The sequence below is a fragment of the Streptomyces flavofungini genome (assembly GCF_014650815.1).
Lineage (GTDB): Bacteria > Actinomycetota > Actinomycetes > Streptomycetales > Streptomycetaceae > Streptomyces > Streptomyces flavofungini.
On sequence record NZ_BMVR01000001.1, the window covers coordinates 236,345 to 257,905 of the forward strand.

A 21,561-nucleotide genomic window follows, 5' to 3' on the forward strand; every position below is an offset into this window, starting at 1 on the left:
TGCGTCCCGCACGAAGGCCTCGACAGGAGCAAGCCCCATGCGCACAGCCCGCCAGCTGACGACCGCCGCCGCACTCGCCGTCACCTCGGCGGGCCTGTGCGCCGCCCCCGCGACCGCGGCGGCCGCGGGGCCCGCGGGGGGTCTGCAGGTGTCGCCGGCCACCGTCACGCCCGGCACCTCCGTCACGGTACGGACCACGGCGTGCGGCGTGGACGGCACCGCGACGGGCGACGCCAGCGCGGTCGGCGCGGGCACCTTCGCGCTGGCCCCGGGGGCGCGGGCCAAGGGGGCGTCCGGGCGGTTCAAGGTGCCGTCGTCGGCGCAGCCGGGCACGTACGAGATCGTGGCGCGGTGCGGCGGTTCCGGCGGCCGGGAGGTGGCGGGCGACCTGTCGGTGACGCTGACGTCCACGGCGTCCGCCCGCGCGGAGCAGCCCGTTCCGGTGCCGGTGCATCCGAAGGGGCACGTGAAGACGGGGGTCGGCGGCGCGCTTGGCCCCGACCCCGTGAAGACCGCGGCGGGCGTGGCGGTTCTCGCCGTCGCCGCCGCGGGCGGTACCTGGCTCCTGCATCGCCGGGCGAGAGGCGACAGGATCTGACGGACCCCCTCCGCGGTCCGCGGGTACCGCCGTTCCCCCTCTCCCCTGCCGGGCGCACGTCCCTCGTGACCGGCAGGGGGAGGCGGGAACGCCATCTGTATCCCAGGTCGCGGGCCCCGCACCCCGCGTCGCGGGCCCTGCACCGAGAACTTCCCTACCCTTCCCCGAGGGGGCGAGCCATGCGGCGGACGCGGCGGCGAGGCAGGTTCGGCACCTGGCTGATAGCGGTGGCCACCGCGCTCGCCCTGTGCGGCGGCGCCTGGCTGGTGCGCGAGGGCACCGCCTCACACCCGCCCCCGCAGCCGTCCGCCGAGCAGGCGGCGACGCCCGGCACCACCCGGGCCGGACCTGCCGCCGCCCCGCTCCCGCCGTCGCCGCCCGACCGGATCCGCATCCCGGCGATCGGCGTGGACGCCCCCCTCATGGGGCTCGGCCTGAACCGCCAGGGCAGCCTCGACGTACCGCCGTCGCGCCACCGGAACCTCGCCGGCTGGTACGAGGCGGGCACCACGCCGGGCGAACGCGGCACGGCGGTCGTGGCCGGGCACGTCGACAACGCGGAGGGCCCGGCGGTCTTCTACCGCCTGGGCGGCCTGGCGAAGGGCCGGGTCGTCGAGGTGGAGCGGCGGGACGGCGGGGTCGCGCTGTTCACGGTGTACGCCGTGGAGGTGTACGACGCGAAGGGCTTCCCCGACGAGAAGGTGTACGGGGCGGCGGCGCGGCCCGAACTGCGGGTGATCACCTGCGGCGGGGCGTACTCGAAGAAGACGGGCTACCTGGGCAACGTGGTGGTCTTCGCCCACCTGACGGGCACCCGCTGAGCCCGCCGCGGGCCTTTCCGGCTCACGCCACCCACTGCTCGTACGCCATCTTCGCCACGAGTGCGACGACGGTCGTCAGGAGCACGATCCGGACGAACCCGCTGCCCTTCTTCAGGGCGGTACGGGCGCCGAGGGTGCCGCCCGCGAGGTTGAAGACGGCCATGACGGCGGCGAGCTGCCAGAGCACGGCGCCCTGCCAGGCGAACATGCCGAGGGCGCCCGCGTTGGTGCAGCAGTTGACGATCTTCGCGTTCGCGGACGCGGTGACCAGGTCGAACCGGAGCACGGCGGTCAGGGCGAGCACGAGGAAGGTGCCGGTGCCGGGGCCGATGAGGCCGTCGTAGAAGCCGATGCCGACGCCCGCGAGGCCGATGGCGGCGAGGACGCGGCGCGGCGGCAGCGGGCCGGTCGCGGGGGCCGTGCCGAAGTCCGGCCGGAAGATGACGAAGGCGCCGACGCCGACGAGGACGGCCATGATGACCGGCTTGAGCACGTCGGTGCTCATCCCGGCGGCGAAGAAGGCTCCGCCCATGGAACCGGCGAGCGCCGCGAGCCCTATCCGCACCGCCGTACGCACATCGATCGGCGCCTTGCGTACGTACGTCACGGCGGCGCCCGTCGTCCCCACGATCGCCACCGCCTTGTTCGTCCCCAGCGCCGTCGCCGCCGGGGTCGACCCCGGCAGCCCCAGCAGCAACGCCGGCAGCAGCAGGAGTCCGCCGCCGCCCACCACGGCGTCGATCCACCCCGCCGCGAGCGCGGCCAGGCACAGGACGACGATCGTGGTCGTCGGTATGTCGGGCATGATCGCGACTTTATGGAGGGGTGCGTGTGGCGTCCACGCATGCCGGGGAGACTTGAGGATCTTCAGAGGTTGTCGCCTCGGGCGCCGTTGGACGGGGCCTGCAACCGTCTCCGCCGCTGCGCCGCTGGACGGGGCCTGCAACCGCCTCCGCCGCTGCGCGGCGGGACTCCCCCACCCGCCCACCCGTGGCCGCCGTCCCAGCCTGAACGCCGACAGACCTCGCCGCTCGACCAGGGGGCCCACGCCACCAAACGCGCGGGCCGGGGCTGCAACCGCCTCCGCCGCTACGCGGCGAAGCCGTCCCACCCGCCCACCCGTATCCGTCGTCCCAGCCTGAACGCCGTCAAGCCCCGCCAACCACAGCCCGACAGCCACCCCGGGCCGCACGGCGGCGCGCAGCAGGTGAGTGGGTGGCGGGGGGGGAGGTCCGGCCGCGCCAACGACGGCCCTCGGGGCCCACCCGACGTCCAACGGCGAACGGGTGGGTGGGCGGGAGAGACCCGCCGCGATAGCGGTGGGCACCACCCACCGAGGCGAAGGAGCCATCGCAACCCCAGCCCCCGGGGGCACCCCGCGTCCAACAGCAAACGGGTGGGCGGGCGGGAGACACCCACCGCGATAGCGGTGGGCACCACCCACCGAGGCGAAGGAGCCATCGCAACCCCAGCCCCCGGGGGCACCCCGCGTCCGGCGGTGAACGCGGGGGGTGGGTGGGGAACCCGCCGCGGTAGCGGTGGGTGTCGTCCGGGCTGGAGGCGGAGCCCGGCGTGCCCTCACAGCCCCTCCCCCCACCCCGCTGAGCCCCCCGTTCGACGCGGGAAACAGATCGGTACTCGGCGGGAAACGTCCAGGCAGCACGCTGCGGGACATGACCAAGAGGAGCCCGTACCCACGTGTGGTGGTGCTCGGTGCCGGGCTGGCCGGGGCCAGGCTCGCCGCACGGCTGGGCCCGGACGCGCTGTTGATCGGCGAGGAGCCGCACGCGCCGTACAACCGGGTGCTGCTCACGGAGGTGCTCGCGGGCCGGTACGGGCCGGAGGTGATCGCGCTGCCGGAGCCCGCGCCGGGGCGGTACCTGCGGACGCGGGCCGTGCGCCTGGACCGGGCGGAGCGGGTGGTGCTGTGCGAGGACGGGACGCGGGTGGCGTACGAGAGTCTGGTGCTTGCCACCGGCGCGAACCCGGTGCTTCCGCCGCTGCGCGGCCTGTTCGCGCCGGGCGCGAGGGAACTGCCGGGCGGCGTGCACGCGTTCCGGACGATGGCGGACTGCCTGGCGCTGTCCGGCGCGTCCCGGCCGGGCGCGCGGGCGGTCGTCGTGGGCGGCGGCCTGCTCGGGGTGTGCGCGGCGCGGGCCCTCGCGGACCGGGGGGTGCGGGTGGTCCTGGCGCAGCAGGGCGACCGGCTGATGGAGCGGCAGCTCGACCCGGACGCCTCGGAGCTGGTGCGCCGCCATCTGACGGCGCTGGGCGTGGAGGTGCACACGGAGTGCCGGGTGCGCGGCGTACGGCAGGTGGACGGCGCCGTCCGCTCGGTGGAGCTCGCCGACGGCTACGTGCTCGGCACCGATCTGACCGTCCTCGCCTGCGGCGTCCGCCCTCGCACCGGCCTCGCCACGGCGGCGGGCCTGGACGTGCGGCGCGGCATCGTCGTGGACGACGGGCTGCGTACCAGCGACCCGCACGTGTACGCCGTCGGCGACTGCGCCGAGCACGCGGGCGCGGCCCCCTGCCTGGCGGCGCCCGCCCTCGACCAGGCGGACGCCCTCGCCGCCGCCCTGACCGCCCCGGAGTCGGCCCGCCCGTACGTCGGCACCCGCTCCCTGACCCGGCTGACCCTGCCACACCCCGAACACCCCCTGGACGTAGCGGCGTTCGGTGATCCGGAGACCCGTCCGGACGACGACGTGGTGCGCCTCACGGACGCCACCCGGGGCACGTACCGCAAGGTCGTCGTGCGCGGCGACCGGCTCGTCGGCGGGGTGCTCCTCGGCGAGCTGACGGCCGTGGGCGCGCTCGCCCGGGCCTGGGAGGCCGACGAAACCCTGCCCGACGACGGCAGCCCGCTGCTGCATCTGCTCACTCACGACGGAGGCCACTGATCATGGACGCGACCTCGACCCACCCGCCGCAAGCGAAGAAGAAGCTCGTCCTGGTCGGGCACGGCATGGTCGGCCAGCGCTTCCTCGAAGCCCTCGCCGAGTGCGGCCTGACCGGCACGCACCACATCGTCGTGCTGTGCGAGGAGCCGCGTCCGGCGTACGACCGCGTCCAGCTCACCTCGTACTTCTCGGGCCGCACTCCGGACGAACTGTCCGTCACCGAGGGCGGGTTCATGGAGCGGCACGGCATCGAGCTGCGGCTCGGCGACCCGGCCGAGCACGTCGACCGGGCGGCGCGGACCGTCACCGCGCGCTCGGGGCGCGTCTTCGGCTACGACGTCCTCGTCCTGGCCACCGGCTCGGTACCGTTCGTGCCGCCGGTGCCGGGCAGGGACGCGGCGGGCTGCTTCGTCTACCGGACCATCGAGGACGTCCTCGCCATCGAGGCGTACGCGAAGGCGGGCGCCACGACGGGCGCGGTGGTCGGCGGCGGGCTGCTCGGCCTGGAGGCGGCGGGCGCCCTGCAGGGGCTCGGACTCGCCACGCACATCGTGGAGTTCGCCCCGCGCCTGATGCCCGCGCAGGTCGACGAAGGCGGCGGGGCGGCGCTCCTGCGCACGCTGACCGGCCGGGGGCTCGCCGTGCACACGGGCACGGGCACGCAGGAGGTCCTGACCGACGGGGCGGGCGCGGTGCGCGCGATGCGCCTGTCGGACGGCTCCGAACTGGACGTCGGCCTGGTGGTGTTCTCGGCGGGTGTGCGGCCCCGCGACCAACTGGCGCGGGACTGCGGCCTGGTGGTGGGTGAGCGCGGCGGCATCACCGTCGACGAGCGGTGCCGTACGAGCGATCCGGCGGTGTACGCGATCGGCGAGTGCGCGCAGGCGGTGGACGGCCGGGTGTACGGCCTGGTCGCGCCGGGCTACGAGATGGCGCAGACGGCCGCCGCCGCCCTCGCGTCCGACACGAGTGACGCCGCGTTCACCGGCGCCGACATGTCCACCAAGCTGAAGCTGCTCGGGGTGGACGTGGCGTCGTTCGGCGACGCGCACGGGACGGCGGCGGGCTGCCTCGACGTCGCGTACGCCGACTCGCGGGCGGGGACGTACAAGAAGCTGGTCGTGGGCGCGGACGGCACGCTCCTCGGTGGGGTGCTGGTCGGTGACACGGAGTCGTACGGGACCTTGCGCGCCCTGACCGGGTCCGTACCGCCGGTGCCCGCCGAGCAGTTGGTGCTGCCCGCGGGCGCGGGCGCGGCGCCCGCGCTCGGCCCGGAGGCGCTGCCGAGCGACGCCGTGGTGTGCAACTGCCACAACGTGACGAAGGCCGCCGTGCAGGCGTGCGCGACGCTGCCCGAGGTGAAGAAGTGCACCAAGGCCGGTACGGGCTGCGGCAGTTGCGTGAAGCTCATCGGCCAGCTCCTGCCGCAGTCCGGTGATCAGGGCCTGTGCGGCTGCTTCGGCCAGACCCGCCAGGAGCTGTACGAGATCGTCCGCACCCTGCGTGTCACCTCCTTCCAGGACCTGCTCGACCGGCACGGCCGCGAGGGGGCGCGCGGCGGCGAGGGCTGCGAGACCTGCAAGCCCGCCGTCGCCTCGGTCATCGCCTCCCTCGCCCCGGCGATCGGCGCCGACGGCTACGTCCTGGACGGCGAGCAGGCCGCGCTGCAGGACACCAACGACCACTTCCTCGCCAACCTCCAGAAGAACGGCTCCTATTCGGTGGTGCCGCGCATCCCGGGCGGCGAGATCACCCCGGACAAGCTCATCGTGATCGGCGAGGTGGCCCGGGAGTTCGGGCTCTACACGAAGATCACCGGCGGTCAGCGCATCGACCTGTTCGGCGCGCGGGTCGAGCAGCTCCCGCCGATCTGGGCACGCCTGGTGGAGGCGGGTTTCGAGTCGGGGCACGCATACGGCAAGGCGCTGCGCACCGTGAAGTCGTGCGTCGGGCAGACCTGGTGCCGCTACGGCGTGCAGGACTCGGTGCGGATGGCGATCGACCTGGAGCTGCGCTACCGGGGGCTGCGCGCCCCGCACAAGCTGAAGTCGGCGGTGTCGGGCTGCGCCCGCGAGTGCGCGGAGGCCCGTTCCAAGGACTTCGGGGTGATCGCCACGGCCGGCGGCTGGAACCTGTACGTCGGCGGCAACGGCGGCGCCACCCCGCGCCACGCGGACCTGCTCGCCCAGGACCTGGACGACGCCGGACTGGTGCGGCTCATCGACCGGTTCCTGATGTTCTACATCCGCACCGCCGACCGACTGGAGCGCACGTCGGCGTGGCTGGAACGGATCGACGGCGGCCTGGACCACGTACGGGATGTGGTGGTGGACGACTCGCTGGGGATCTGCGCCGAGTTGGAGGCGCTGATGGCCGACCACGTCACGCACTACCGCGACGAGTGGGCCGAGACCCTGGCCGATCCGGACCGCCTGGCCCGGTTCGTGTCGTTCGTGAACGCGCCCGAGGCACCGGACCCGCTGGTGGCGTTCGTGCCCGAGCGCGGGCAGATCAAGCCGGACCTGCCGCTGCTGACGCTGCGGCCGCCGTCGGCCGGGGGCCGTGACACCGCCCTCGCCCCGGAGCCCGACAGCGACCTGAACCTGGACCTCGACCTGGAAGGAGCCTCCACGCGATGACGACAGCAACGGTGCGCGAGACGACCACGGCGGCGGACCCCACCGGCGCACCCACCCCGCCCCTGGCGGCGGACGCGAGCGTGCAACTGCACCTGGACGGCGTCTGGTTGACGGTGTGCTCCACCGCCCGCCTCACCCCCGGCCGGGGCGTCGCCGTGCTGCTCCCGGACGGGCGGCGGCAGGCGGCGGTGTTCCTGGACCGGGCCGGGCGGCTGTACGCCATCGACAACCGCGACCCCTTCTCCGGCGCGGCGGTGCTGTCGCGGGGCCTGGTCGGCTCGGCGGACGGTCGCCCGTTCGTGGCGTCGCCGCTCCTGAAGCAGCGCTTCGACCTGGAGACGGGGCGGTGCCTGGACGACGAGGCGGCCGAGGCGGGGGTGGGGGTGTACGCGGTGCGGGTCGGAGCCTAGTATTAGATCGCTCGGTCCAATACTGACGCGTGGGCCGGGCGATCACCGACACCCAGGAGTCCCGCATGCCCGCCGCCGTCGCCCGCACCCGTTTCACCGGCCGCACCGCCCTCGTCACCGGCGGCGGCTCCGGCCTCGGCCGCGCCATCGCCCTCGCGTTCGCCGCCGAGGGCGCGAACGTCGTCGTCACCGGCCGCTCCGAGGGCCCGCTCAAGGAGACGGTGGCACTGGTCGAGGAGGCGGGCGGCACGGCCCTGGCGCACCCTGCGGACGTGACGCGCGCCGCCGACGTCGAGGCCGCGGTCCGCGCGGCCGTCGACCGCTTCGGCGCCCTCGACGTGGCCGTGAACAACGCGGGCGTCTTCCGCGGCGGCGCACCCGTGGCCGACCTCCCCGAGGACGACTGGCGGACGCTGCTCGACACCAACGTCACCGGCGTGTTCCTGGCCCTGCGGGCCGAGGTCCGCCAGATGCGTACGCAGGACGGCGGCGGCGCGATCGTGAACATCGCCTCCAACCTGGGCGCCCACAAGCGCCGCCCGGGCATCGCCGGCTACGTCGCCGCGAAGGCCGCCGTCTCCGCCCTCACCCGTGGCGCCGCCCTCGACCACATCCAGGACGGCATCCGCATCAACGCCGTCAGCCCCGGCCCCGCGGCCACCGCCATGTCCCTGCGCCCCGGCGAGACCGCCACCGACCGCGCCACCCGCATGCGGTCCGAGTCCCCCCTCGGCCGGGTCTCGGACACCACGGAGATCGCGGCAGCCGTCCTCTACCTGGCGTCGGACGACGCGGGCTCGGTGGTGGGCGCGGACTTGGTGGTGGACGGGGGCGCGGCGGCCTGACCGGGGCGCCGTCGCGGCGGGCCCGGACCCGGTTCACCGCGAGGCCGGGCCCGGCCCCGGCGTCCGCGAGCCCCGCCGTCACCACAAGGCCGGGCCCGGCCCCGCCCACCCTCACCACCCCCGCACAGTCACCCCCCTCACCGCCCACACATACAGGCGTACGCTCACCGGCATGACGGTGAGCGGGCGTACGAGGAAGTGGACCGCGCGCGACATCCCCGACCAGGGCGGACGCGTCGCCGTGGTCACCGGGGCCAACAGTGGACTCGGGTACGTCACGGCGCGCGAGCTGGCCCGGCGCGGCGCCCGGGTGGTCCTCGCCTGCCGCAGTGCGGAGCGCGGCGCCGAGGCCCTGCGGCGACTGACGGACGAAGTGCCCGCCGCCGACGCCGAGTTCCGCCCGCTCGATCTCGGGGACCTCTCCTCCGTACGGGAGTTCGCCGACCGGTACGAGCGGGAGCGCGGCGGGCGGCTCGACCTGCTGGTCAACAACGCGGGCGTGATGGCCCTGCCCTACCGGCGGACGACGGACGGCTTCGAGACGCAGTTCGGCGTGAACCACCTCGGGCACTTCGCGCTCACCGGGCTGCTCCTGCCGCAGCTCCTCGCCACGCCCGGCGCCCGCGTCGTCACCGTCTCCAGCATGGCCCACCTGTTCGCCAACATCGACATCGCGGACCTCAACAGCGAGCTGCGCTACCGCCGTTGGCCCGCCTACGCCCGCTCCAAGTCCGCCAACCTGCTCTTCGTCCACGAGCTGGCGCGGCGCCTCGCCGACACCGGCGCCGATGTCGTCGCGGCCGCCGCGCACCCCGGCTACGCCGCGACGAACCTCCAGGCGGCCGGGCCCCGCATGGCGGGCCGCCGGGCCATGGAGCTGTCCATGGCGGTCGTCAACCGCCTCGTCGGCCAGTCCCCGGAGACCGGCGCCCTGCCCACGCTGTACGCGGCCACGGCGCCCGGGGTGCGGCCGGACTCCTTCACAGGGCCGCGCCTCCTCGCCTGGCGCGGCGCCCCCGCACGGTCTCCGCGGGCCGGGTGGACCCGCGGCGACGTGGCGGGCGAGCGCCTGTGGGCGGCGTCGGAGTCGCTGACAGGCGTGACGTACACGGCGCTGAAGGCCTGACGGCCTCCTCGGCCCCGCCTGCGCCTACCGCAACCCCGACGCCTCGAACACCGCCTTCGCCTCCCGGCCGTCCAAGCGCGCCAGCAACCGCCCCAGCTCCACCGAGCCCGTCCGCAGCAGGCCCAAGGCCCGGGACGCGCGGGCCCCCGCGTCCAAGCGGTGCAGCAGCAGCGGGTTCTCGGCGAGGATCCTCGGGTCGAACTCGACGCGGTTGCCGAGGGAGTCGCACAGGACGAGCCGCGCGGCGACGGTCTCGCTGATGCGGACGCTGGTGAGCAGGCCGGTGCACACGTGCCCGCGGCGCAGCGGTCCGCGGACGGCGAGCCAGCCGGGGCCCGCGGTGACGCGCGCCGGATACAGGATCACGTACAGCAGGACGGCGAGCCCCGCCCACAAGCCCGTGCGCGCGGCGCTCAGCGTGCCCGCCGCGCCGTCGACCAGCATGATCAGGGCGAACAGGGCGAGCGAGCAGAAGACGGCGGCGCGCAGGTCGGCGGCCCAGCGCCGGTCCGCCACCACCGCGTCCCGGCCGAGGAGCGCGGGCACGGCGCCGCCGCCGTCGTCCTCGGGTGACGTGCGCGGATGCGGCCCGTGGTCCCGGGCGGAGCCCCAGGCGAGGTCACGCGCACGGCCGCGCGCCGTGACCCGGCGGCGCGTGCCCCGAGTCGTCCAGTCATGTCCCATGTGCCGCACCGTAGGCCGGGCCCTCCGCACCGTCCGCGCTGTTGACGTGGTGCATACACATTCATGGCACACCTTGACGCGGCGCTGACGAACCCTCTCAACAACGCGTCAAGAGGAGTGCCCGCCCCGTCAAAGAGGCGCCAAGGAGTGCCGACGCCCGGCGCGGACGCGCTGACGCTGGGGTGGCCCGCCGACTTCACCCCCTCGGCCGACCTGCACGAAAGGCACCAGCATGACGACCGTTTCCGAGCACCCCGGCGCCCCGGCCATCGAGGAACCTCCCGATACCGGCGCGGCGGACCCGGGTGACCGTCATCGCCTCACGGCCCTCCAGGGCCTGGCCGCGCTGTCCCTGGACGCGATGGCCTCCGTCGCGTACGGGCCGGAGGCCATCGTCCTCGTCCTGGCCGCGGCCGGTGGCCACGGACTCGGCTTCACGCTGCCGGTGACCCTCGCGATCGCCGCGCTCCTTGCCGTGCTCGTCGCCTCCTACCGCCAGGTCATCGCCGCCTTTCCCGACGGCGGCGGCAGCTACGCCGCCGCGAAGACGCACCTGGGCCGCCGCTCCGGCCTGGTCGCCGCCGCGTCCCTGGTCCTGGACTACGTCCTGAACGTGGCCGTCGCCGTGACGGCGGGCGTCGCCGCCCTCACCTCCGCCTTCCCCGAGCTGTACGGCGACCGCCTGGTGCTGTGCCTGGGCGTCCTCGTCGTCATCACGGCCGTCAACCTGCGCGGCATCGTCGACTCGGCGCGCGTGTTCATCGCCCCGACCGCGGTGTTCATCGGCGCGATCCTCACGATGGTCACCGTCGGCCTGTTCCGGGACGGCCCGGTCTCCGCCGCGGCCGCCCAGGGCCACGCCTCCGTCCTGTCCGACAACGCCACGACGGTCGGCGCGCTGCTTCTGCTGAAAGCTTTCGCCTCGGGCTGCTCGGCGCTCACCGGCGTGGAGGCCATCGCCAACGCCGTGCCGTCCTTCCGGACCCCGCGGGTCAGGCGCGCCCAGCACGCGGAGGTCGCGCTCGGCGCCCTGCTCGGCGTGATGCTGATCGGCCTGTCCGTCCTCATCTCCCGCTTCGGCCTGCAGCCGGTCGAAGGCGTCACCGTCCTCGCCCAGCTCACGGACGCCTCCCTCGGCCACAACTGGGCCTTCTACGTCGTGCAGTTCGCGACGATGATCCTGCTGGCTCTGTCCGCCAACACGTCCTTCGGCGGCCTGCCCGTCCTGATGAGCCTGCTGGCCCGGGACAACTACCTGCCGCACGTCTTCGCCCTGAAGGCCGACCGGCAGGTGCACCGGCACGGCGTCCTCGCCCTGGCCGTGGCGGGCGCCGCCCTCCTGGTGTTCTCCGGCGGCGACACCAACACCCTCGTACCGCTCTTCGCGATCGGTGTCTTCATCGGCTTCACGCTCTGCCAGACCGGCATGGTCATCCACTGGCGCAAGGCGGGCAAGCCCGCGAAGGCGCTGCTCAACGGCTTCGGCGCGGTCCTCACCGGCATCTGTGCCATCGTCGTGACGGCCACCAAGTTCACCGAGGGCGCCTGGCTGATCGTCCTCGCGCTGCCCGCGATCGTCCTCGTCTTCGAGCTGGTGCACCGGGCGTACGGCCGCATCGGCGAGGACCTCGGCCTCGGCCGCGTCCCCGAGCCGCCGCACCGCGACCACTCCCTGGTGATCGTCCCCGTGTCCGGCCTGTCCAGGCTGACCTGCGAGGCCCTGAACGCGGCGGTGTCCCTCGGGGACGAGGTGCGGGCCGTCACGGTCACGTACGCCGACGCGGAGGACCGGGCGGCGACGGCGGCGCTGCGGCGGGACTGGGAGCTGTGGAATCCCGGCGTGGATCTGGTCGAGCTGCCGTCCAGCGCCCGGACCGTCGGACGGCCGGTCGCGGAGTACGTGCGGAAGGTGTACCAGTACCACCCGACGACTCGGGTCACCGTACTGATCCCCGAGGTTGAGCCCGCTCATCTCTGGCAGCGGTTGCTGCAGAACCAGCGCGGGGCGGTGCTCGCGCACGCGGTGCGGCGGGACACGGACGCGGTGATCTGCCGGTTGCGCTTCCGCATCGCTGCTCGGCGACGGGCTGATTTCAGCCCGTCCGGCGCTTGAGGACGAGCCGCGGAGCGGCGACAGCGGGGGTCCGGGGGCGCAGCCCCGGGTTCGGGAAGGGGTGGGTCCGGGGCGCCCCGCGAGGGCTACACACGGCCGCAATACCTCTGTCGTAATCCCCCTGCATGGTTGATCGTTGGGCCCGGCATGTACCCGACGATCCAGCGCACTGGGGGACACGGCATGACCATCGACCGCAGGACTCTGCTCGCATCCGGCGCCGCGCTCGGGCTGCTCACCGCGTGCGGTTCGAACACGGGCCGCGGCGGCGACGGCTCGGACGGCGAGGGGCCGAAGCTGTCGCAGTGGTACCACCAGTACGGCGAGGCGGGCACCGAACAGGCCGTGAAGCGGTACGCCGACGCCTACGGCAAGGCCGATGTGGCCGTGCAGTGGCGCCCCGGCAACTACGACGAGCAGACCGCCGCCGCCCTCCTCACCAAGTCCGGGCCCGACGTCTTCGAGGTCAACGGCCCGACCCTGGACCAGATCCAGGGCGGCCAGGTGCTCGACCTCACCGACCTGCTCGACGGCGTACGGGACGACTTCAACCCGGCCGTGCTCGCGCCGAAGACGTACGACGGCCGGATCTGGGCGATCCCCCAGGTCGTCGACATGCAGCTCCTCTACTACCGCAAGAGCCTGCTCGCCGACGCGGGCCGCACCCCACCCAAGTCCCTCGGTGAACTCGTCGACACCGCAAGGGCGTTGACGACGAAGAAGGTCAAGGGGCTGTTCCTCGGCAACGACGGCGGTGCGGGCGCCCTCGGCGGCACCCCCCTGTACGCGGCCGGGCTCCAGCTCGTCACCGACGACGGCAAGGTCGGCTTCGACGACCCGGCCGCCGCCCGCGCCCTCGCCCACCTGCGCGATCTGTACGAGGACAAGTCGCTGCTGCTCGGCGCGCCCTCCGACTGGTCGGACCCGTCGGCGTTCGTGCAGGGCCTCACGGCGATGCAGTGGTCGGGGCTGTGGGCGCTGCCCGCGGTGAAGAAGGCGCTGGGCGACGACTTCGGGGTGGCCGCGTTCCCCGCCGCCGGGCCGGGCGGGAAGGCGGCGGTGCCGGTGGGCGCGTACGGCTCGGCGGTCAGCGCCCGCAGCGCGCACAAGCAGGCGGCCAAGGACTTCGTGAAGTGGCTGTGGGTCGAAAAGACCGACTACCAACGGGACTTCGCCCTCTCCTACGGCTTCCACATCCCCGCACGCCTGTCCCTGGCGAAGAAGGCCGACGCCCTCACCGAGGGCCCGGCGGCCGACGCGGTGCGCCACTCCACCGAGAGCGGGTTCGCCGAGCCGCTGCTCTGGACCCCGGCGAGCCGCGTCGCGTACCAGGACGCGCTCAGCCGCATCATCAAGTCCGGCGCGAACCCGGAGAGCGAACTGCGGTCCGTCGTACGGAAGGTGTCGGCGGAGCTGGACCGGGTCAAGAAGAAGTCGTCGTGAGCGAGGGCGCGGCGAGCGAGGGCGGAAGGGGCTCCTCGACGGCGCGCGGCACGGGCACCCCGCGTCCGCGCGCACGCCGGTGGCGCCGCCTGGCGGGACCGCAGAACCGCACTCTGTGGTTCTGGGCCTTCGTCGGCCCCTTCACCCTCGGCCTGATCGTCTTCACGTACGTGCCGCTGGGCTGGAGCGTCTACCTCAGCTTCTTCGACGCCCACAACACCGTCTCGCCCACGGACTTCGTAGGCTTCGACAACTACACGTCGATGCTGAAGAACGACGCGTTCACCGACAGCCTGTGGACGTTCGTGGTCTTCACGGCCTTCATCGTGCCGACGACCTTCGTCCTCTCCCTGTCGCTCGCGCTGATGGTGAACCGGATGCGCCGCGCCCAGGCGTTCCTCCGCTCGGTCTTCTTCCTCCCGGCGGCGTGCAGCTATGTCGTGGCGGCCCTGATCTGGAAGATGTCGATCTTCAACGGGGTGCGGTTCGGCCTGGCGAACACGGTGCTCGGCTGGTTCGGCGCCGACCAGACGGCGTGGCTGTCGACGACGGACCCGCCCTGGTACTGGCTGGTCATCGTGACGGTCCGGCTCTGGCTCCAAGCAGGCTTCTACATGATCCTGTTCCTGGCCGGACTGCAGCGCATCTCACCGACTCTCTACGAGGCGGCGGCAGTTGACGGCGCCCGCCCCGGCTGGCAGGTCCTCCGCCACATCACGCTCCCCCAACTGCGGACGACATCCGTGGCCGTCGTACTCCTCCTCGTCATCAACGCCTTCCAGGCCTTCGACGAGTTCTACAACCTGCTCTCGGACGCCCGCGGCTACCCGCCCTACGCCCGCCCACCCCTCGTCTACCTCTACTACACGGCCCTCGGCCAGGGCCAGAACCTGGGCCTCGGCAGCGCGGGCGCGGTACTGCTCGCCCTGATCATCGCCGTGGTGACGATCGGTCAGGCGCGCTGGTTCGGCCTCGGCAAGAAGGAGGACTGAGTCGTGTACGACGCGTGGGTACGCGTGGGCCGCGCCCTGCGGGTGGCCCTCCTGATCGCCCTGGCACTGCTGTTCCTGATCCCGTTCTACCTCCTCGTACGCAACGGGCTCGCGTCCGAGCAGGACATCACGTCCCCCGACTGGACGTTCTTCCCCGCCACCCTGCACTGGTCGAACATCCGCGAGCTCTTCGAGGACTCGACCGTCCCGATGGCCCGCTCCCTCTACAACTCCGCCCTGATCGCGGTCCTCACCACAGCGGGCACCCTCCTCCTCGCCTCCCTGGCGGGCTACGGCCTGGCCCGCATCCCCTACCGCCACGCCGACCGCGTCTTCTACTTCATCCTCGCCACGATGATGGTCCCGGCCGCGGTCACCTTCGTCCCCAGCTTCGTCCTGGTCTCGTCCCTGGGGTGGGTCTCCACGATGCGGGGCCTGATCGTCCCCACCCTCTTCTCGGCCTTCGCCTGCTTCATCTTCCGCCAGTACTTCCTCGGCTTCCCCCGCGAGCTGGAGGACGCGGCCCGCGTCGACGGCCTCGGCCACTGGCGTACGTACTGGCTCGTCGTCGTCCCCAACTCCCGCCCCGTCTTCGCGGCCGTCGGCACGATTGTCTTCATCGGCGCCTGGAACTCCTTCCTCTGGCCCCTGGTGATCGGCCAGGACCGGGACGCGTGGACCGTCCAGGTGGCCCTGGCCTCCTTCACCACCTCCCAAGTCATCCGCCTGCACGAACTGTTCATCGCGGCGGCCGTGTCGATCGTGCCGCTGCTTGTGGTGTTCCTGTTCTTCCAGCGGTGGATCGTGGCGGGGGTGGAGCGGTCGGGGATCGACGAGTAGGCGGCGGGCGCCGTCAGACCTGGGGTGAGTGCGCGGGGGGCCGTTCGGCGTCGTTGGAGTCCTGGAGTTCGGCCAGGAGCGCGGTCTGGCTGACGAGGAGTTCGGTGAGGATGCGGCGTGCCGCGCGCAGGAGTTCGGCGACGTCGCCACCGGCCAGCGCGTAGGTGACGGTGGTGCCTTCGCGGGTGGAGACGACGATGCCGGAGCGGCGCAGCACGGCGAGCTGCTGGGAGAGGTTCGAGGGCTCGATGTCGATGGCGATGAGCAGGTCCCGTACGGATACCGGCCCGTTCTGGAGGAGTTCCAGGACGCGGATGCGGACGGGGTGCCCGAGCATGCGGAAGAACTCTGCTTTGATCTGGTAGAGGGGCGCCTGCACGGGATCGCTCGCTTTCCTGACGCGGATGAGGCCCTGGAGACGAGGTGCGGCGGCCTCCGCCGCCGCACCCGGCGTGACGTCCCATCCTTCCCGGCCGAGGGCCTTTCGACCCGCGAGTTCGTCAGATGCAGAGATGACTGCTTGAAGAATTCTTCAAGTAACGGGCGCAGAAAGGGCGCCGGAGGTCACACCTCCATCTGCTCCTCGGTGCGCCTCAGGAGATGGCGTGCCATGGCCAGGTTCGAGCGGGCCTTGTCGATGACGAGATAGATGAAGAGACCGTTCCCGGCCTTGCCGGTCACCGGGCGGATGAGGTGGTACTGGGAACCCAGGGTGACCAGGATGTCCTCGATCTTGTCCCGGAGGCCCAGCGTCTCCATGGTGCGCACCTTGGCGCGGATCAGGTCGGTGTTGCCGGCTGCCGCGACGGACAGGTCCAGGTCCTTTCCGCCGCCCAGGGTGCCCAGCGCCATACCACTGGTGTAGTCGACGACGGCGGCTCCCAGCGCTCCGTCGACCTCGGTCAGCAGGGTCTTGAGGGACACTTCCACACTGGTCACGGGTCCTCCTCCAAGGGTGGTGAGGGCCGGTTCTCCGGCCACGCGGGGACTCTAGGAGTCGCGCCGCACCCCGAGGGGACATGGGGCGAAAGCAGCCGCAGTTGCCCGATCCGGTTCGGTTGGATGCGCTTTCGCCCGATCCGGATCGCGTCCTGTCCGGGAATCGAGGACTGACGCCCGTGCGCGGGAGGGCGTCCCCGCGCACGGGCCCCGGTCTAGCGCAGCCCGAAGGGCGCGGGTGCGGGCTCGGCGGACTCGGCGCGCCGCTGGCCGCCTGGGGCCGCCTTGCAGGTGAGGTCCTTCGCGGGGAGCTTGCCGGTGACGAGGTAGCCCATCGTGGCCTTCTCCGCGCAGGAGTTGCGGGCGTCGCCGAAGACGACGCCGTGGCCCTCGCCGCCCGCGACGGTGACCATGCGGGAGCCCTTCAGGGCGCGGTGCATGGCCTTGCCGGTGACCAGCGGGGTCTGCGAGTCCCACTCGTTCTGCACGACCAGCGACTTGACCTTGTTGTTCACCTGGGTGGCGGGCTCGGCGCCCTTGTCCCAGTAGGCGCAGGGCGTGATCGTGGAGGCGAAGTCGCCGTACAGCGGGTAGCGGGCGCCGTCGCGGATGGCGTCGCGGCGGTACGTCTCCGGGTCACGCGGCCAGGAGGCGTCGGAGCACACGACGGCGAGCTGGCTGGAGGTCATGTTGTCCATCGACTGCTCCTGCGCCCGGGGCAGTTCGCGCACCTGCCGGCCCTCGGCGGCCTTCTTCAGGTCGGCCACGACCTTGGCGCCGCTGCGGACGGTGAAGAACTCGGCGCGCGTGATGTCCCGCACCTCGGCGCCGTCGAGCTTCTGGCCGCCGATGACGATGGGGTCGACGTCCGCCCGCGCCACCAGCTTGCGGAAGGTCCGGGCGACCTTCGCCGGGGAGTCGCCGAGGTGGTACGTGGCGTCGCGCGCGGCCGTCCACTTGGTCCACCGTTTGAAGGCCCGCTCGACCTCCGGCGCCCAGACCTGGAACATGCCGCGCCACATCCGCGCCGGGTCGACGGCGCTGTCGAGGACGAAGCGGTCGGCGCGCTGCGGGAAGAGCTGCATGTAGACGGCGCCGAGCGCGGTGCCGTAGGAGACGCCGAAGTAGTTCAGCTTCTTCTCGCCGAGGGCGGCGCGCATGACGTCCATGTCGCGCGCGGTGTTGCGGGTGCTGATGTGGGGCAGCGCTTTGCCGTACTTCTCGCGGCACTTGTCGGCCACGGTCTTCGCCCACTTGTTGTTCGCGGCGAACTCGGCGGCGGTGCGGGTGGGCCGCGGGTAGACCTGCTCGGCGTCGGTGAGGCCGCATTCGAGGGGCGTGCTCTCCCCGACCCCGCGCGGGTCGAACCCGATCATGTCGTACTGCTCGCGCACGTTCTTCGGCAGCCCGTTGGCGAACATCAGCGACAGGTCGAGCCCCGCCCCGCCGGGCCCGCCCGGGTTGAAGGTCAGCACCCCGCGCCGCTTGCCCGGCACGCTGGTCCTGACCCGGGATATCGCGACGTCGATCCGCTTCCCCTCGGGCTTGCGGTAGTCGAGCGGCACCTTCAGCGTGGCGCACTGGTACTTGGCGGGCCGGTCGGCGGCGCAGCGCTTCCAGGTGAGCTTCTGCCGCGTGTAGGGGGCGAGGCGGTCGGCGTCCGCGGCGGCTCTCGCGGCGGTCGGGGCCGCCGTGTCCCCCGACGGGTCCGCCGAGGCCGCCGATGCCGACCCGGCGACAAGCCCCGGTGCGAGCCCGGCCACCACGCCCAGCGCGAGCACCGGCACGAGGCGCCGCCGATATGCGGAATGTTGCACGTGACGCTCCTTCTGATCGGTTTTGGGTACCGATCAGTTGGACGCAGAAGAGGCCCTGTACACCTCCCCCGAACCGCCCTTGAGCGAGAGCCGTTTCGCGGGACCCGAGCACACACCGAAGGAGCGGCACCTCCGCACAAGGTGCCGCCCCTTCATCGTGGACCGGGACCGCCGCCGCATCGGTTGAGGGTCGGGGACACGGCGGCGGTCCCGGGGTCTTCGCGGGGCCTGGCCCGCCGGCGGGTCAGCGGTGGTCGCTGCCCGTCGACGTCGATGCCGCGCGGCCCGCCTCCAGGCGGGCCACCGGGATGCGGAACGGGGAGCAGGAGACGTAGTCCAGGCCGACCTCGTGGAAGAAGTGGACGGACTCCGGGTCGCCGCCGTGTTCGCCGCAGACGCCGAGCTTGAGGTCGGGGCGGGTGGCGCGGCCGGCCGCGACGGCGTCGCGGACGAGCTTGCCGACGCCGTCCTTGTCGATGGTCTCGAAGGGGGAGACGCCGAAGATGCCCTTTTCCAGGTAGGCGGTGAAGAAGGACGCCTCCACGTCGTCGCGGGAGAAGCCCCATACCGTCTGGGTGAGGTCGTTCGTGCCGAAGGAGAAGAACTCGGCGGCCTCCGCGATCTGCCCGGCGGTCAGTGCGGCGCGCGGCAGTTCGATCATCGTGCCGAGCGCCAGCTTCAGGGCCACGCCGGTGGTCCGCTCGACGTCGGCGATGACCTGCTCGGCCTCCTCGCGGACGATCTCCAGCTCCTGGACGGTGCCGACGAGCGGGATCATGATCTCCGCGCGCGGGTCGCCCTTGGCGTTCTTGCGCTCGGCGGCGGCCTCCGCGATGGCCCGTACCTGCATGGTGAACAGGCCGGGGATGACCAGGCCGAGGCGGACGCCGCGCAGGCCCAGCATCGGGTTCTGCTCGTGCAGGCGGTGCACGGCCTGGAGGAGGCGCAGGTCGTTCTCGTTGTGGTCCTTGCGGGACTCGGCGAGGGCGACGCGGACGGAGAGTTCCGTGATGTCGGGGAGGAACTCGTGGAGGGGCGGGTCGAGGAGACGTACCGTCACCGGCAGGCCGTCCATCGCCTCGAACAGCTCGATGAAGTCCCGCTTCTGGAGCGGGAGGAGCTCCTTGAGCGCGTTCTCGCGCTCCTCGTCGGTGTCCGCGAGGATCAGGTGCTCGACCAGTTCGCGGCGCTCGCCGAGGAACATGTGCTCGGTGCGGCACAGGCCGATGCCCTGCGCGCCGAAGCGCCGGGCCCGCAGCGCGTCCTCGGCGTTGTCGGCGTTGGCGCGCACCCGCAGCCGGCGGACGCGGTCCGCGTACGCCATGATCCGGTGCACGGCCTTGACCAGCTCGTCGGCGTCGTCGGCGCCCGCGTGCATGCGGCCCTCGAAGTACTCGACGACCGGGGACGGGACGACCGGGACCTCGCCCAGGTAGACCTTGCCCGTCGAGCCGTCGATGGAGACGACGTCGCCCTCCTCGACGACGTGGCCGTTGACCGTCAGGCGGCGGCGCTTGGTGTCGACCTCCAGGTCCTCGGCGCCGCAGACGCAGGTCTTGCCCATGCCGCGCGCCACGACGGCGGCGTGGGACGTCTTGCCGCCGCGGGAGGTGAGGATGCCCTCCGCCGCGATCATGCCGTCCAGGTCGTCGGGGTTGGTCTCGCGGCGGATCAGGATGACCTTCTCGCCGGAGCGCGACCACTTGATGGCGGTGTACGAGTCGAAGACGGCCTTGCCGACGGCGGCACCCGGCGACGCGGCGATGCCACGGCCGAGCTGCTCCACCTTGGCGTCCTCGTCGAAGCGGGGAAACATCAGCTGGGCGAGCTGCGCCCCGTTGACGCGCTGGAGGGCCTCGGCCTCGTCGATCAGGCCCTGGTCGACGAGTTGCGTGGCGATGCGGAAGGCGGCACCGGCGGTGCGCTTGCCCACGCGGGTCTGGAGCATCCACAGCTGGCCGCGCTCGATGGTGAACTCGATGTCGCAGAGATCCTTGTAGTGCGTCTCCAAGGTCTCCATGATCTGCATGAGCTGGTCGTACGACTTCTTGTCGATCTGCTCCAGATCGGCGAGCGGGACCGTGTTGCGGATGCCCGCGACGACGTCCTCGCCCTGCGCGTTCTGCAGGTAGTCGCCGTACACGCCCTGCTGGCCCGACGCGGGGTCGCGGGTGAAGGCGACGCCGGTGCCGGAGTCGGGGCCGAGGTTGCCGAAGACCATCGAGCAGACGTTGACGGCCGTGCCGAGGTCGCCGGGGATGCGCTCCTGGCGGCGGTAGAGCTTGGCGCGGTCGGTGTTCCAGGAGTCGAAGACCGCGTGGATGGCGAGGTCCATCTGCTCGCGCGGGTCCTGCGGGAAGTCGCGCCCCGCCTCGGACTTGACGATCTTCTTGAACTTGGTGACGAGCTTCTTCAGCTCGGCCGCGTCCAGGTCCGTGTCGACCGTGACCTTCTTGGTCTCCTTGGCCTTGTCCAGCGCGTCCTCGAAGAGTTCGCCGTCGACGCCGAGGACGGTCTTGCCGAACATCTGGATGAGGCGGCGGTAGGAGTCCCACGCGAAGCGGTCGTCGCCGGACTGCTTGGCGAGGCCCTGTACGGACTTGTCGGAGAGCCCGATGTTCAGGACGGTGTCCATCATGCCGGGCATGGAGAACTTGGCGCCCGAGCGGACGGAGACGAGCAGCGGGTCGTCGGCCTGGCCGAGCTTCTTGCCCATCGTCTTCTCGAGGGCGGAGAGGTGCGCACTCACCTCGTCACGCAGTGCCGCGGGCTCGTCCCCGCTGTCGAGGTAGACCTTGCAGGCCTCGGTGGTGATGGTGAAGCCGGGCGGCACGGGAAGGCCCAGGTTGGTCATCTCGGCGAGGTTCGCGCCCTTCCCGCCGAGGAGGTCCTTGAGCTCCTTGTTGCCCTCGGTGAAGTCGTAGACGAACTTCACGCCCTGAGTTCCCTGAGGTACGTGGGGATCTTTGTTTTCCGACACGGGTCTCGACTCCTCGAGGACGCGGTGGCTGCCCTGACGGCGAGGAACATACCCAGATCAAAGGCGTCTGGGTACGTCCACTTGTGGGTCGCCCGGTCGTAACCACCCGTCCGCCACTAGATCGAAAGTGACTCGGGGGTAGGGCAGGTGGCCGAATCATGTTCAAGTCTTGAACGGGAAACCCGCGAGAACCCGCAATTTTGCTCAGATGAGCGGGATCAACTCAGATGTGAGTTCAGGTCATAAATGATCGAGCGATGGCACTGAGTGCCACCCCTTGGAGAAGTGCAGCCACCCTCAACCCGCTCATCTGAGCGCAAGGCCAATCAAGGGTGGCGAGAATCACGCCGTTTGAAGGGGCCGGATCCGGGCCCGGTCTCGCCATCCGGGCACCTCCGCGACCTCGGCCGA

At 72.3% G+C, this 21,561-nt stretch carries 17 protein-coding genes; 11 read left to right on the top strand and 6 right to left on the bottom strand.

The genetic code is table 11. The features are described 5' to 3' along the window. Positions 1-37: 37 nt before the first annotated feature. On the top strand, positions 38-598 hold the full coding sequence (locus IE274_RS01005; protein ID WP_190113603.1) for a GVDTG sorting domain-containing protein: 561 nt from the start codon (positions 38-40) through the stop codon (positions 596-598). Positions 599-777: 179 nt separating this feature from the next. Then, positions 778-1,419 carry a class F sortase gene (locus IE274_RS01010; protein WP_190113604.1) on the top strand — a complete coding sequence of 214 codons (642 nt, stop codon included), beginning with the start codon at positions 778-780 and terminating at the stop codon, positions 1,417-1,419. 22 nt (positions 1,420-1,441) lie between these two features. Here the strand turns inward: IE274_RS01010 and IE274_RS01015 are convergent, their stop codons facing one another. After that, complete coding sequence (locus IE274_RS01015; protein WP_190113605.1) at positions 1,442-2,224, bottom strand: sulfite exporter TauE/SafE family protein; 783 nt, start codon at positions 2,222-2,224, stop codon at positions 1,442-1,444. A gap of 868 nt (positions 2,225-3,092) precedes the next feature. Between IE274_RS01015 and IE274_RS01020 the strand changes: the two genes are divergently transcribed. The 5 genes from IE274_RS01020 (at position 3,093) to IE274_RS01040 (ending at position 9,342) form a co-directional block, all read left to right on the top strand. Next, the gene (locus tag IE274_RS01020) at positions 3,093-4,322 is read left to right on the top strand and encodes an NAD(P)/FAD-dependent oxidoreductase (protein ID WP_190113606.1); all 1,230 of its coding nucleotides are present in this window, start codon (positions 3,093-3,095) and stop codon (positions 4,320-4,322) included. Between the two features lie 2 nt (positions 4,323-4,324). Then, positions 4,325-6,961 carry a nitrite reductase large subunit NirB gene (gene nirB, locus IE274_RS01025; protein WP_190113607.1) on the top strand — a complete coding sequence of 879 codons (2,637 nt, stop codon included), beginning with the start codon at positions 4,325-4,327 and terminating at the stop codon, positions 6,959-6,961. Beyond that, entirely contained in the window at positions 6,958-7,371 is a 414-nt protein-coding gene (gene nirD, locus IE274_RS01030; RefSeq protein ID WP_190113608.1) for a nitrite reductase small subunit NirD, read from the top strand. Before nirB ends, nirD begins: the two co-directional genes overlap by 4 nt. 65 nt (positions 7,372-7,436) lie before the next feature. Further along, positions 7,437-8,216, top strand: a complete 780-nt coding sequence (locus tag IE274_RS01035) for an SDR family NAD(P)-dependent oxidoreductase (protein WP_190114068.1) — start codon at positions 7,437-7,439, stop codon at positions 8,214-8,216. A gap of 172 nt (positions 8,217-8,388) precedes the next feature. After that, positions 8,389-9,342, top strand: coding sequence for an oxidoreductase (locus IE274_RS01040; RefSeq protein ID WP_190113609.1), 954 nt, complete (start codon positions 8,389-8,391; stop codon positions 9,340-9,342). A gap of 24 nt (positions 9,343-9,366) precedes the next feature. On the opposite strand, the gene IE274_RS01045 is transcribed toward IE274_RS01040, so the two are convergent. Continuing rightward, on the bottom strand, positions 9,367-10,026 hold the full coding sequence (locus IE274_RS01045) for a hypothetical protein (RefSeq protein ID WP_229909070.1): 660 nt from the start codon (positions 10,024-10,026) through the stop codon (positions 9,367-9,369). A 232-nt stretch (positions 10,027-10,258) separates the two neighbouring features. On the opposite strand from IE274_RS01045, the gene IE274_RS01050 reads away from it, so the two are divergent. The 4 genes from IE274_RS01050 (at position 10,259) to IE274_RS01065 (ending at position 15,414) form a co-directional block, all read left to right on the top strand. Next, complete coding sequence (locus IE274_RS01050) at positions 10,259-12,139, top strand: APC family permease (RefSeq protein WP_190113610.1); 1,881 nt, start codon at positions 10,259-10,261, stop codon at positions 12,137-12,139. A gap of 183 nt (positions 12,140-12,322) precedes the next feature. Continuing rightward, positions 12,323-13,582 (top strand): ABC transporter substrate-binding protein, encoded by a 1,260-nt coding sequence (locus IE274_RS01055; protein ID WP_190113611.1) that lies wholly within the window; start codon positions 12,323-12,325, stop codon positions 13,580-13,582. 89 nt (positions 13,583-13,671) lie between these two features. After that, entirely contained in the window at positions 13,672-14,574 is a 903-nt protein-coding gene (locus IE274_RS01060) for a carbohydrate ABC transporter permease (RefSeq protein WP_190114070.1), read from the top strand. Between the two features lie 3 nt (positions 14,575-14,577). Continuing rightward, positions 14,578-15,414 carry a carbohydrate ABC transporter permease gene (locus IE274_RS01065; RefSeq protein ID WP_190113612.1) on the top strand — a complete coding sequence of 279 codons (837 nt, stop codon included), beginning with the start codon at positions 14,578-14,580 and terminating at the stop codon, positions 15,412-15,414. 13 nt (positions 15,415-15,427) lie between these two features. Here IE274_RS01065 and IE274_RS01070 read toward each other — a convergent pair whose 3' ends face one another. From IE274_RS01070 to ppdK, 4 genes are all read right to left on the bottom strand, one after another. Further along, the gene (locus tag IE274_RS01070; RefSeq protein WP_190113613.1) at positions 15,428-15,793 is read right to left on the bottom strand and encodes an ArsR/SmtB family transcription factor; all 366 of its coding nucleotides are present in this window, start codon (positions 15,791-15,793) and stop codon (positions 15,428-15,430) included. 185 nt (positions 15,794-15,978) lie between these two features. After that, positions 15,979-16,353 (bottom strand): roadblock/LC7 domain-containing protein, encoded by a 375-nt coding sequence (locus tag IE274_RS01075; protein ID WP_190113614.1) that lies wholly within the window; start codon positions 16,351-16,353, stop codon positions 15,979-15,981. Positions 16,354-16,568: 215 nt separating this feature from the next. Next, complete coding sequence (locus tag IE274_RS01080) at positions 16,569-18,170, bottom strand: alpha/beta hydrolase (RefSeq protein WP_229909071.1); 1,602 nt, start codon at positions 18,168-18,170, stop codon at positions 16,569-16,571. Positions 18,171-18,414: 244 nt separating this feature from the next. Next, positions 18,415-21,150, bottom strand: coding sequence for a pyruvate, phosphate dikinase (ppdK, locus tag IE274_RS01085; protein ID WP_190113615.1), 2,736 nt, complete (start codon positions 21,148-21,150; stop codon positions 18,415-18,417). Between the last annotated feature and the right edge of the window lie 411 nt (positions 21,151-21,561).

What these genes read in the sequence shown, in the direction of transcription:
- IE274_RS01035 (WP_190114068.1), top strand. Translation starts at nt 7,437, where the DNA reads ATGCCCGCCGCCGTCGCCCGCACCCGTTTCACCGGCCGCACCGCCCTC.
- IE274_RS01040 (WP_190113609.1), top strand. Translation starts at nt 8,389, where the DNA reads ATGACGGTGAGCGGGCGTACGAGGAAGTGGACCGCGCGCGACATCCCC.
- IE274_RS01010 (WP_190113604.1), top strand. Translation starts at nt 778, where the DNA reads ATGCGGCGGACGCGGCGGCGAGGCAGGTTCGGCACCTGGCTGATAGCG.
- IE274_RS01005 (WP_190113603.1), top strand. Translation starts at nt 38, where the DNA reads ATGCGCACAGCCCGCCAGCTGACGACCGCCGCCGCACTCGCCGTCACC.
- IE274_RS01015 (WP_190113605.1), bottom strand. Translation starts at nt 2,224, where the DNA reads ATGCCCGACATACCGACGACCACGATCGTCGTCCTGTGCCTGGCCGCG.
- IE274_RS01055 (WP_190113611.1), top strand. Translation starts at nt 12,323, where the DNA reads ATGACCATCGACCGCAGGACTCTGCTCGCATCCGGCGCCGCGCTCGGG.
- IE274_RS01050 (WP_190113610.1), top strand. Translation starts at nt 10,259, where the DNA reads ATGACGACCGTTTCCGAGCACCCCGGCGCCCCGGCCATCGAGGAACCT.
- nirD (WP_190113608.1), top strand. Translation starts at nt 6,958, where the DNA reads ATGACGACAGCAACGGTGCGCGAGACGACCACGGCGGCGGACCCCACC.
- IE274_RS01020 (WP_190113606.1), top strand. Translation starts at nt 3,093, where the DNA reads ATGACCAAGAGGAGCCCGTACCCACGTGTGGTGGTGCTCGGTGCCGGG.
- IE274_RS01045 (WP_229909070.1), bottom strand. Translation starts at nt 10,026, where the DNA reads ATGGGACATGACTGGACGACTCGGGGCACGCGCCGCCGGGTCACGGCG.
- nirB (WP_190113607.1), top strand. Translation starts at nt 4,325, where the DNA reads ATGGACGCGACCTCGACCCACCCGCCGCAAGCGAAGAAGAAGCTCGTC.